The organism is Caballeronia arvi, from assembly GCF_001544695.2.
GTDB classification, from domain to species: domain Bacteria; phylum Pseudomonadota; class Gammaproteobacteria; order Burkholderiales; family Burkholderiaceae; genus Caballeronia; species Caballeronia arvi.
The window spans coordinates 297,174-308,679 of sequence record NZ_FCOM02000004.1 but is presented as its reverse complement, the minus strand read 5'-3'; the positions used below and the strand labels follow the sequence as shown (position 1 = coordinate 308,679).

The following is an 11,506-nucleotide window of genomic DNA, read 5'->3' as shown; positions in this document are numbered from 1 at the left end:
ACCAGCCCGATGCGCCAAGATGAATGTGTCAGCTATGTCCCCGACGAAAGTGTCAACCATGTCCCCGGTCTATACACAGCAGCAAAGAAAGTGACTGCCGCCCCGCACAGGGGCAGAGCCAACAAACCGACACGAAAACAGCCTTCCATGAAACCGCAAGCAATCGACGAGCAAAGAAATGGATTCGCTGATCACAGCGGCGGCCCGCGCGCTCGCCGCGGGTGACCCTCTCGGCGCGCTGAACAGTATCGCCCTGCGCGAGGACGCAAGCGCGCTCGCCTTGCGCGGCATTGCGATGGCACAACTCGGCGACTTCCCCCGCGCCCGCGCGCTGATAAAAAGCGCCACCCGCGCATTCGGCGCAAAAGAAGCCTTGTCGCGCTCACGCTGCATCGTCGCGGAAGCGGAAATCGCTTTGGCATCGCGCGATCTCGCCTGGCCTGCGAAAGCGCTGGATCATGCGCGCGCGATCCTCGAAGCCCATGGCGATCGCGTGAACGCCGCGCACGCACGCTATCTCGAAGTACGTCGCGCGCTTCTGATCGGACGGATCGACGACGCCGATCGCCTGCTCGCCGACCTCAATCCCGCTACGCTGCCAGCCGCCTTGCGCACGGCGCACGAGCTCATGACTGCGGGCATCGCGATGCGCCGTCTGCAGACCAAACCAGCCCGCGCCGCGCTCGAACGCGCGACGACCGCCGCGCGCGACGCGCGCATTCCCGCATTGGCTGCCGAAGTCGAGAGCGCCTGGCACATCCTGCACGCCCCCGCGGCGCGCGTCATCGCGAAGGGCTCAGAGCGGCCGCTGCTGCTCGAAGAGGTAGAAGCGCTGCTCGCATCGAAGAACGCATTGATCGTCGATGCCTGCCGACTGTGCGTGCGCGAGAACGGCGCAACGATTCCGCTCGCGACGCGCCCCGTGCTTTTCACGCTCGCGCGCATGCTCGCGCAGGCATGGCCCGGCGATGTTCCGCGCGACGCGCTGATCCTGCGCGCGTTTCGCATCAGGAACGCGGACGAGACGCATCGTGCGCGGCTGCGTGTCGAAATCGGCCGTTTGCGCACGATGCTGAACGCCCACGCGAGCATCGATGCGACGCCGCGCGGCTTCGCACTGAAGCCCGTGCATGCGCGCGACGTGGCGGTGCTCGCGCTGCCCGTCGAAGACGAATACGCGCCGCTGCTCGCCTGTCTCGCCGATGGCGAAGCGTGGTCCAGCTCCGCGCTCGCGATCGCGCTCGGTGCGAGCCAGCGCACCGTGCAGCGCGCGCTCGATGCGCTCGCCGCGAGCGGCAAGGCGCAATCGTTCGGACGCGGCCGCGCGCGCCGCTGGACCACCCCGCCGATGCCCGGATTCACGACGGCCTTGTTACTCCCCGTCGAGCTCGCGGGCGACTAGCATGAAGGCTCGATCAACGAAGGAGGAAGGCGACATGAAACGCGCGAAAGCGGAAATCATCCGTGAATACGGGCCTTTTGCGGATATCGAAGGTGTACACGGCGTCACGTTCGACGGCGAGCGCGTGTGGTTCGCCGCCGGCGACACGCTCAACGCGTTCGATCCCGAAAGCGGCGAGAAAGAGCGCTCGCTGAAGGTGGCCGCACATGCGGGCACGGCCTTCGACGGCGAGCATCTGTACCAGATCGCCGAGGACCGCATCCAGAAGATCGATCCGAAAACGGGCCGCGTGCTGTCGACGATTCCTGCGCCGGGCGGCGGCGCGGATTCGGGTCTCGCGTGGGCCGAGGGTACGCTCTGGGTCGGGCAATACAACGAACGCAAGATTCATCAGGTCGATCCGCGCGACGGCGCGATTCTGCGCACCATCGAATCGAATCGCTTCGTCACGGGCGTCACGTGGATCGACGGCGAGCTGTGGCACGCCACCTGGGAAGGCGACGAGAGCGAGCTGCGGCACATCGATCCGCAATCGGGCGAAGTCATCGAGCGGCTGGAGATGCCGGAAGGCGTCGGCGTGTCGGGGCTCGAATCGGACGGGCACGAGCGGTTCTTCTGCGGCGGCGGGCGCACCGGCAAAGTGCGCGCCGTGCGCAAGCCCAGGCGCGGCTGACCCGACCTCAAGACTTTCCCGTTTCCGCCGATAAACACGCATCAAACCACTAGCGGAACAGGGCCAAAGCGGTGCAGACGAGAGCGACCGATTTTCTCGGGACCATCGGCGAGAATGTCGCCAGGAACCTGCCAGCCATCGGAAACGCGCGCCGTTTCGATGGGCTTGGCGTGGCTCCGCTCGCCATCCTCTGCGCCGCGGCCGGCACCTTTTTCGCGCCGCTCCCGTGGACTGTGCCGCTCGCCGCGACGGTCGTCGGCATGACGTTCGTCGTGCATCGCATGCAGGTGGCGAACCGCAAGATCTTCGTCGCGCATCAGGTCGCGCACGGCCTGCTTTCCATCGCCGAGGATTGCCTCAAGCTGCTTTCGCTTGAAGGCCGCGTCATGTGCATATCGGAAGTCGGCATGCGCTTGCTGGAAGCGGACTGCGCGGACGAGCTCGTCGGCGTCGACTGGCTCGCGCTCTGGGACGGCCCCGATGCGCGGCAGGCGTTCGAGCGTGCCAAGGCGGGCGAATCGACATCGTTTTCCGGCACTTGCCGCACGGAGAACGGCAAGCTGAAATGGTGGACGTCCACCTTCGCGCCCGTCTACGGCGAGCACGGCAAGGTCACGGCGGTGCTGTGCAAGTCGCGCGACATCACGGCGGAAGTGAAGCTCATCGACGAACTGCGCGGCAATGCGCGCGTACAGAAGGACATGGAAGATCATGTCGACGCCGTCTTCTGGACCGCGACGCACGATTTCCGCGAGCTGCTGCATGTGAGCTCGGCCTTCGAACGCATGTGGGAAATGCCCGTGTCCGCGCTTCAGGCCGATCAGACCGCGTGGTCGCAGCGCGTGCATCCCGACGATCTGCCCGCCTTGCGTGACGAAATGCGCACGGCCGTGAACACGGGCGCCGCGAGGCAAAGCTATTTCCGCCTGTGCCTGCCGCACGACCGCACGCGCTGGGTGCGCGCGGACATCTATCCGGTGACCGAGGACGGCGCGGTGTCGCGCGTCGTGAGCGTGTGCGTCGATGCCACCGACGAGCGCCAGCGCCTTCAGGAACTGCATCGGCTCGCGAACACCGACAGCCTCACGGGTCTGTCCAACCGCAACGCGATGATGGACGCGCTCGTGAAGCGCTGCGAATCGGGCGTGCCGTTCGCGTATCTGTTCGTCGATATCGATCGCTTCAAGTCGATCAACGACACGGCCGGCCATATCGCGGGCGACGCCGTGCTGCGCGCGATCGCGAGGCGCATACAGGAGACGCTGCCCGAAGGCGCCGTGGCCGCGCGTCCTGGCGGCGATGAGTTCACGGTCATTCTGCCCGGCACCTTCGATCAGGAAAACATCGCGCGCGCGTGCCGCAGGCTTTCGCTCGTGTGCCATCGGCCGATCCAGATCGACTGCAAGAGCCTGACGATGACCTGCTCGATCGGCGTCGCGCTCTATCCGGAACACGGGCGCACGCCCGAAGCGCTGTTCATCAGCGCGGACATGGCGATGTACGCCGCGAAACGCGCGGGCCGCAACACGTTCCGCGTGTTCGGCGACCGCGAGAAGGACGATCTTGCGCGCGCGCATCTCGAAGCCGAGCTGCATGGCGCGATCCGCGAGAACCAGTTCGTGCTGCACTATCAGCCGCAATATGTGGTCGATTCGGGCGCGCTCGTCGGCGTCGAGGCGTTGCTGCGCTGGAATCATCCGCAGCTCGGGCTGCTTGCGCCCGGCGCGTTCGTGCCGGTGCTGGAAGAGAGCGCGCTGATCGTCGAGGCGGGGCATTGGGTGATTCGCGAGGCCGTGCTGGCGGCGTCGCGACTGATGCTCGCGCTGCCCGCGGTGCGATCGGTCGCGATCAACGTGTCGCCGAAGCAGTTCCGCGATCCGCGTCTCGTGTCCGTGCTCAGGCACGCGATCAGGCGCGGCTGCATCGATTCGCACCGCATCACGCTGGAAATCACGGAGTCCGCGCTGATCGATAACGTCGACGATGCGCAGGAAGTGCTGTCGAACGTTCGCGCGATGGGCGTGCGCATCGCCATCGACGATTTCGGCACGGGTTATTCGAGTCTGAGTTATCTCGCGCGCTTTCGCCCCGACGTGCTGAAGCTCGACAAATCCTTCGTCGACAATATCGCGACCGATGTGATGGCGCGCACCGTGGTCGAAGGTGTGATCGATCTCGCGCACAAGCTCGGGGTGATGGTGGTCGCGGAAGGCGTCGAGACGCGCGAGCAGCTCGATACGCTGCGCGCGGTGCGTTGCGACAAGGTGCAGGGGTTTTTGCTGAGCCGTCCGGTGCCGCTGGAAAGGCTGGTGGAGCGGGCGGAGGCAGAGGAGGCCGCGACCGTGCGCTGAGGCGCGTTTCCTTGCTGCCGCGCCCGTCGCCCGGCGTTATCATCGCGGCATTCGCGGCGTCTCGGAGAGAAGCGATGAAAACTGCATCGATGCGCGTTGTGCTGGCACTCTCGGGCTTACTTCTCAGCGCGTTCGCGTTCGCCCAATCTGCGCCGCCGTGTGCGTCCGCAAGCAACCTCGTTCAGGTCCGCGACTTCAAGGCGGTCAACTCGGGCGTGTCATCGCATTTCCCCGGCTCGCGGCTGCGCGCCGCGCGCAACGCGATGCAGGTCGAACAGAACGCGTCAGCGCTGGCCGACGGCATCGTCAGCAAGCTCAACGCGAAGGGCATCGCCGCATGCCATTTGACGACGCAAGCCGAACAAGCCGCGCCGCCCGCGTCCGGCTGGCTCGTGACCGGCGAGTTCGACGAAACGCTGTCATCGGGATTCGGCTCCGCGCTGCCATCGATGGGTTCGTCGGACAAGAAACCCAACACCCACGTCACCGTGCAGCTCGCGAATCTCGGAGCGAGCCCGGACGCGCCGCTCTCGCAGATCGACACCAACAGCCAGCTCAAGGGACAAAAGTCCGCGGCGGCGCCGAAACCCTACGGCGCGGCGGCGCGCTTCGTCATCAACAAGACCGAAGCGATTTCCTCGCTCGACGATCTCGCAAGCAAGATCGCCGATCAGATCGCGGCGGAGAAGGCGAAGATGGAAGGCGGCGGCGCGCAGTAACGCGGCGCTTCGATCAAAGCGAATCACAGCGCAAGAACTGGAGTGTCCGGGCGCGCGCCATCCGTGACGATGGAAGCATTCCATCCCGCCACGGAGCACGTCCGATGCGCTTTCCCGCTTCCTTCCAGCGTCTCGCCTGGTCGAACCTGCTCGCGCAATCGGCGGAGCAGATCGGCCTCGCCGCCGCGCCGCTCGCCGCCGTGTTCGCGCTCGGCGCGTCCGCCGCGGATATCGGCCTTCTGCAAAGCGCACAGACGCTGCCGTTCCTGTTGCTGTCGATGCCGCTCGGCGTGCTCGCCGACCGCCGCTCGCGCCGCGCGCTGATGACCGTCGCCGAATGCGCCCGCGCGCTCGCGATGGCCTGCGTGCTGCTGCTCGTGCTCTCGCATGCGTTGACGCTGCCGCTGCTCGCGCTGCTGGGTTTTCTCGGCGCGACCGGCACGGTCGCCTACAACGTCGCCGCGCCCGCGCTCGTGCCGGCGCTCGTCGAGCGCGCCGCGCTGCCCGCCGCCAACGGGCGCATCGAACTGGCGCGCAGCGTCGCGTATTCGGCGGGGCCGGCGCTGGGCGGGCTGATCGTCGGATGGATCGGCGCGGGATGGGCCTATGGCTGCGCGGCGGCTTTGTCGGCATCGGCGGCGATGCTGCTCGCGGGCTTGCGCGAACCGGCGCGCCAGCCCGCCGCCGCGCGCCATTTCCTGACGGAGTTGCGCGAAGGCGCGCGCTTCGTCGCCCGCGATACGCTGCTGCGCCCGATGCTTGCCACCGCCGTGTTCTTCAACATCGGCTTCTTCACGTTGCAATCGATGTACGTGCCGTATGCGGTGCAGCGGCTGGGACTGAGCGCGTCGGCGGTCGGCGTGACGCTCGGCGCTTACGGCGTTGGCATGGTGTGCGGCGCGCTCGCGGCGCCAGCAGTCGCGCGGCGCATGGCATTCGGCCGGATGCTGCTCGTCGGGCCGTTTTGCGGGCTGGCCGCATCGCTCGTGATGGTCGCGACACTCGCCGCGCCGTCGTTCTGGCTCGCGGCATCGAGTTTCTTTCTGCTCGGCGCGGGGCCGATCCTGTGGACCGTCGGCTCGACGACGCTGCGCCAGGCCATCACGCCCGCGAACATGATGGGCCGCGTCTCGGCGCTCAACAGCACGGCGACCTACGGCGCGCGTCCGCTGGGCGCGCTGCTCGGCGCGGCGATCAGCGCGCGCTTCGGCATGGGGCCGTGCCTCGTCGCGGCGGCGCTCGCGTTCGTCGTGCAGGCGTGGATCATTTCGATGTCCCCGGCGGCGCGGCTCGCCGACGTGCCCGAGTGCGCGGCGGTTTGACGGGCGCAGCGGCCGCGCGCGAGAACATCGGCATCCGGCTCAGAATCCAGTCGAGCAATTCCTGCGGCCCCGCCGCGAGCGGACGCCCCGCCTTCACGAGCAGCTTCGCCTGCGCGCTTTCGAAGAGCGGGTGCGCGATCGGCACCGTCGTCAGCTCGCCGCTCGCCAGTTCGCGATACGCGGCGAATTCGCCGATCAGCGTCATGAAGTTCTCCGCGGCGACGAAGCGTTTCAGCGCGCTGAGCGAATTCGTGGTGAGCGTCGGGCGGATCGCGAGATCGTCGGTGGTTTCCAGCATCTTCACGACATGGCCGATGCCGAATGTCGGCGGCATCAGCGCGAGCGGATAGTCGAGCAGATCGCGAATCCGCGCGACGCCGCCACGCCGCGCGAGCGGATGATCGCGCCGGGCGAGCAGCACGACCGGCTGCGGCGAGCTCGCGCGAATCTCGATGCGCTCGTGCGGCGGCGGATTGTACGCAAGCCCGATGTGCGCTCGGCTTTGCGCGACTTCGTCGAGCAGATCGTCGACGGCGAGCATCTGCACGTCGATGTCGAGGCGCGGATAACGCGCGCAGAAGGGCGCGAGCACGTCGTCGACAAGCGTATCGACATAACCTTCGCTCACCGCGAGCCGGATCTGCCCTTGCTGCAATCCCTTCAGCGCGTGCAACTGGTCTTCCAGCTTCTCCTGCTGCGATCGATAGCCCCGCCAGAACTCCAGCAGATGAAACGCTGCTTCGGTCGGCCGCACGCCGCGCGCCTCGCGCTCGAAGAGCGTCGTGTCGAGTTCGTCTTCCAGCAGCTTGATCTGACGCGCGATCACCGAAGGCGACGTGTTCAGATGATCCGCCGCGCCGCGAATCGTCCCGTGCGTCAGGACTTCGTGGAAGTATCGCAGGCGTTGCTGATTGATTTCGCGCATGGTCTTTCGAATCCCGTGTGTTGCTCACAGAGCAACGATACGTGAACTTTGTTGCTCTTGCTCGCACGGTCGCACGCGCTCAACATGGCCTCAACCCGAAAAACGGGGGAGACAACCAAGGAGACGCAGATGTCGACGATTCAGACCCTGCGAGGCGGCGATGCCGTTTCGGCGCTCTACAGCAGAATCAACTGGCGGCTCCTGCCGCTTCTGATCGCGTGTTACATGTTCGCGTATCTGGACCGCGTGAACGTCGGCTTCGCGAAACTCCAGATGCAAAGCGACCTCGGCCTTTCCGACGCGGCGTATGGCGTCGGCGCGGGCATCTTCTTCATCGGCTATGTGCTGTTCGAGATTCCGAGCAACCTGATGCTGCCGAAAATCGGCGCGCGCCTCACGTTCAGCCGCATTCTGGTGCTGTGGGGCATCACGTCGGCGTGCATGCTGTTCGTGCGCAACGTGCCGACGTTCTACGCGATGCGTTTCCTGCTCGGCATCTTCGAAGCGGGCTTCGCGCCGGGCATGATCTATTACCTGTCGCGCTGGTACGGACCGAAGCGCATGGCGCGTGCGATCGCGCTCGTGTTCGTCGCGGGGCCGCTCGGCGGCGTCGTCGGCGGGCCGCTTTCGGCGTGGCTGATTTCGTCGCTCGGCGGTGTCGGCGGGCTGGCCGGATGGCAGTGGATGTTCCTCGTCGAAGGGCTGCCGTGCATCGCGCTCGGCGCGCTCGTGTGGTTCACGCTGGCGAACCGTCCCGCCGATGCGCGCTGGCTCACGCAGGACGAGCAGCGTCTCGTCGAAGCCGAAACCGGCGGTCATGGCGACGGCTCGCATCGCATCGATTCGTTCCGGGAAGTCGCGAAGAATCCGCGCGTCTACGTGCTGGCGCTCGCGTACTTCTGCATCATCTTCCCGATCTACGCGATCAGTTTCTGGCTGCCGACGCTCGTCAAGGAGCAAGGCGTGAACGACACGCTGCGCCTCGGCTGGTATGTCGCGATTCCGTATGTGGCCGCAGCCATCGCGATGTACGCCGCGGGCCGCCGCTCCGACAAGGTCGGCGAGCGCCGCTATCACAGCGCGCTGCCCGCACTCGGCGCCGCCGTGCTGCTGGTGATGACGCCGTATGCATCGGGCAATCTCGTTGCCACGCTCGTGCTGCTCACCCTCGCCACCGCCTGCATGTGGATGGCCTACACGGTCTTCTGGGCGATTCCGGCCGAATCCATCTCCGGCCCGGCTGCGGCGGGCGGCATCGCGCTCATCAACACGATCGGCCTGTCGGGCGGCTTCTGGGGCCCGGCGGTGTTCGGCTGGGTCAAGTCCGCGACCGGCAGCACGCATGGCGGATTGCTCGTGATGGCCTGCATGGCGGCGCTCTCGTGCGTGCTGATACTCGCGAACAAGCGCAGGGGGGTTGCTGCGAAAACGCGCACGGCCTGACATCATTCACTCGACTCGCAAAAGGACGACGACCATGAAGATCCTGATCGCAGGATTCCAGCACGAAACCAACACCTTCGCGCCGACGAAGGCAAGCTATCAAAGCTTCATTCAGGGCGAAGGCTTCCCGCCGATGGCGCACGGCGACGATGTGTTGAAGCTGCGCGACGTAAACGTGCCGATCGGCGGTTTCATTCAATGGGCCGAAGCGCAGGGGCACGAACTGATCCCGGTGATCTGGGCGGGCGCGAGCGCATCGGCGCATGTGACGGAAGATGCATATGAGCGCATCGCGGGTGCGATCGTCGATCGCGTTCGGGCCGGCGGCTTCGATGCGATCTATCTCGATCTGCACGGCGCGATGGTCACCGAGCATCTCGACGACGGCGAAGGCGAACTGCTGTCGCGAGTGCGCGGCATCATCGGCGATGACATGCCGCTCGTCGTCTCGCTCGATCTTCACGCGAACGTCACGGCGCGCATGGTGGAACTCGCCGATGCGCTCGTCGCGTATCGCACGTATCCGCATGTCGATATGGCCGAGACGGGCCTGCGCGCGGCGCATCTGCTGGGGAAGCGGATCGAACATGGCAGGCCGTTCGAACGCGCGATGCGCCGCATCCCGTTCCTGATTCCGGTGAACGGCATGTGCACGCTCGTCGAGCCGGCACGCGGCATGTACGGCATGCTCGAAGCGCTCGAAAAAGACGTGGTGTCGCTGTCGTTCGCGCCGGGTTTTCCGGCATCGGATTTCGATGAATGCGGCCCGGTGTTCTGGGGCTACGCGCTCGATCGGCAATCGGCGGATTTCGCGGTCGACAAGTTATACACGCAACTCGTCGATGACGAAGCGCGCTGGGACGTGCCGTTCCTTTCGCCCGACGAAGCCGCACGCGAAGCCATCGATGCGAGCCGCGACGCGACGAAGCCGGTGATCATCGCGGATACGCAGGACAATCCCGGCGTCGGCGGCGATTCGAACACGATGGGCATGGTCCGCGCGCTTCTGCGCAACGGCGCGCGCGATGCGGCTGTGGGCGTGATCTGGGACGAGCACGCGGCGCGCGCGGCGCATCGCGCGGGCGTCGGGGCGCGCATCACGCTTGCGCTCGGCGGCGGTTCGAACGTGCCGGGCGATTCACCGCTCGAAGGCGTGTTCGAAGTCGAGCATCTTTCCGATGGCCGCTTCCGTTTCGATGGCCCGATGCTCAACGGCATGTCGGGCGAGCTGGGGCCGACGGCATGTCTGCGGATCGACGGCGTACGCATCGCGGTGAGCAGCATCAAGATGCAGGTGTTCGACCGCAATCTGTTTCGCGTCGCGGGTATCGAGCCCGAGCGCATGAGGATTCTGGTGAACAAGAGCTCGGTGCATTTTCGGGCGGACTTCGAGCCGATCGCCGAGCGCATACTCGTCGCCAAAGCGCCCGGTCCGATGGCCGCCGATCCGGCCGATCTGCCGTGGCTCAATCTCGATGCGCGCATGCGCGTGCGCCCGCTAGGGCCGACGCTCGAGGCGCTGCGCGCATCGGCGGCGTGATGGTTCGTGCTTCTTCCGCGTTTTTTGCCTGCTAACTGACAACATCGAAGAAAAGGAGAATCGCAACATGACGGATCAGATCAACGCGTGGCGCCGCCGCTTCATCGGCACGACGATCGCGAGTGTCGGCGCGATGCAGCTCGGCTTCAGCGATCTCGTGGGCGCCCAGACGACGCAGGGCGCGAAGCCCGCGCGCGCTTCATCGACGGCGGGTTTCGCCGACATTCGCCAGATCGAGGCGGGCACGCTCGATATCGGCTATGCGGAAGCGGGGCCGGCGAACGGTCCCGCGGTGATTCTGCTGCACGGCTGGCCGTACGACATCTACAGCTTCGCCGAAGTCACGCCGCTACTGACGGCGCAGGGTTATCGCGTCATCGTGCCGTATCTGCGCGGCTACGGCTCGACGCGCTTTCTCTCTGCCGACACGCCGCGCAACGGGCAGCAGGCGGTGGTCGCCGTGGATATCATCGCGCTCATGGATGCGCTGAAGATCCAGAAGGCCACACTCGGCGCGTTCGACTGGGGCGCGCGCACGGCGAACATCATGGCGGCGCTGTGGCCCGAGCGCGTCAAGGCGATGGTGTCCGTGAGCGGCTATCTGATCGGCAGCCAGCAGGCGAATCGCGCGCCCTTGCCGCCCAAGGCCGAATTCGCGTGGTGGTATCAGTTCTACTTCGCAACGGAGCGCGGCCAGGCGGGTTACGAAGCGAATCGCCACGATTTCAACAAGCTCATCTGGCAACTCGCGTCGCCAAAATGGAATTTCGATGACGCCACGTATGACCGCTCAGCGAAGTCGTTCGAGAATCCGGATCACGTTGCCGTGGTGATCCATAACTATCGCTGGCGGCTCGGGCTCGCGCAGGGCGAGGCCAAATATGACGCGCTGGAGCAGCGTCTTGCGACAGCGCCGACGATCGGCGTGCCGACGATCACGCTGGAAGGCGACGCCAACGGCGCGCCGCATCCCGATCCTGCCGTGTATGCGAAGAAGTTCACGGGCAAGTACAAGCATCGGAATGTCGCGGGCGGGATCGGGCACAATCTGCCGCAGGAAGCGCCGAAAGCGTTTACCGATGCGGTGATCGGGGCGGACCGGATGTGAGTGCGCGGCAGGGACTGCCAAAC

General features: G+C 66.1%; 9 protein-coding genes. 8 read left to right on the top strand and 1 reads right to left on the bottom strand.

Translation table 11 applies throughout. The annotated features are described in order from the left end of the window. Positions 1–178: 178 nt before the first annotated feature. The 5 genes from AWB74_RS07675 (at position 179) to AWB74_RS07655 (ending at position 6,467) form a co-directional block, all read left to right on the top strand. A complete protein-coding gene (locus AWB74_RS07675; RefSeq protein WP_061146166.1) occupies positions 179–1,402 on the top strand; it encodes a hypothetical protein in 1,224 nt (407 codons plus the stop codon). Positions 1,403–1,436: 34 nt separating this feature from the next. Further along, the gene (locus AWB74_RS07670; protein WP_061146198.1) at positions 1,437–2,075 is read left to right on the top strand and encodes a Vgb family protein; all 639 of its coding nucleotides are present in this window, start codon (positions 1,437–1,439) and stop codon (positions 2,073–2,075) included. Positions 2,076–2,146: 71 nt separating this feature from the next. Then, a complete protein-coding gene (locus AWB74_RS07665; RefSeq protein ID WP_061146165.1) occupies positions 2,147–4,426 on the top strand; it encodes a sensor domain-containing protein in 2,280 nt (759 codons plus the stop codon). A 74-nt stretch (positions 4,427–4,500) separates the two neighbouring features. Next, positions 4,501–5,145, top strand: coding sequence for a hypothetical protein (locus tag AWB74_RS07660; RefSeq protein WP_061146164.1), 645 nt, complete (start codon positions 4,501–4,503; stop codon positions 5,143–5,145). A gap of 104 nt (positions 5,146–5,249) precedes the next feature. Next, entirely contained in the window at positions 5,250–6,467 is a 1,218-nt protein-coding gene (locus AWB74_RS07655) for an MFS transporter (protein ID WP_061146163.1), read from the top strand. Here AWB74_RS07655 and AWB74_RS07650 read toward each other — a convergent pair. Continuing rightward, positions 6,409–7,392 (bottom strand): LysR family transcriptional regulator, encoded by a 984-nt coding sequence (locus tag AWB74_RS07650; protein ID WP_061146162.1) that lies wholly within the window; start codon positions 7,390–7,392, stop codon positions 6,409–6,411. The genes AWB74_RS07655 and AWB74_RS07650 overlap by 59 nt on opposite strands. 129 nt (positions 7,393–7,521) lie before the next feature. Between AWB74_RS07650 and AWB74_RS07645 the strand changes: the two genes are divergently transcribed. From AWB74_RS07645 to AWB74_RS07635, 3 genes are all read left to right on the top strand, one after another. Then, on the top strand, positions 7,522–8,835 hold the full coding sequence (locus AWB74_RS07645; RefSeq protein ID WP_061146197.1) for an MFS transporter: 1,314 nt from the start codon (positions 7,522–7,524) through the stop codon (positions 8,833–8,835). Positions 8,836–8,869: 34 nt separating this feature from the next. Then, positions 8,870–10,375, top strand: a complete 1,506-nt coding sequence (locus tag AWB74_RS07640; RefSeq protein ID WP_061146161.1) for a M81 family metallopeptidase — start codon at positions 8,870–8,872, stop codon at positions 10,373–10,375. A gap of 67 nt (positions 10,376–10,442) precedes the next feature. Then, on the top strand, positions 10,443–11,483 hold the full coding sequence (locus tag AWB74_RS07635; RefSeq protein WP_061146160.1) for an alpha/beta fold hydrolase: 1,041 nt from the start codon (positions 10,443–10,445) through the stop codon (positions 11,481–11,483). Positions 11,484–11,506 lie beyond the last annotated feature (23 nt).

Bases quoted from the DNA above. Each gene is read 5' to 3' on its own strand.
- AWB74_RS07660 (WP_061146164.1), top strand. From the start codon at position 4,501: ATGAAAACTGCATCGATGCGCGTTGTGCTGGCACTCTCGGGCTTACTT.
- AWB74_RS07635 (WP_061146160.1), top strand. From the start codon at position 10,443: ATGACGGATCAGATCAACGCGTGGCGCCGCCGCTTCATCGGCACGACG.
- AWB74_RS07655 (WP_061146163.1), top strand. From the start codon at position 5,250: ATGCGCTTTCCCGCTTCCTTCCAGCGTCTCGCCTGGTCGAACCTGCTC.
- AWB74_RS07670 (WP_061146198.1), top strand. From the start codon at position 1,437: ATGAAACGCGCGAAAGCGGAAATCATCCGTGAATACGGGCCTTTTGCG.
- AWB74_RS07675 (WP_061146166.1), top strand. From the start codon at position 179: ATGGATTCGCTGATCACAGCGGCGGCCCGCGCGCTCGCCGCGGGTGAC.
- AWB74_RS07650 (WP_061146162.1), bottom strand. From the start codon at position 7,392: ATGCGCGAAATCAATCAGCAACGCCTGCGATACTTCCACGAAGTCCTG.
- AWB74_RS07640 (WP_061146161.1), top strand. From the start codon at position 8,870: ATGAAGATCCTGATCGCAGGATTCCAGCACGAAACCAACACCTTCGCG.
- AWB74_RS07645 (WP_061146197.1), top strand. From the start codon at position 7,522: ATGTCGACGATTCAGACCCTGCGAGGCGGCGATGCCGTTTCGGCGCTC.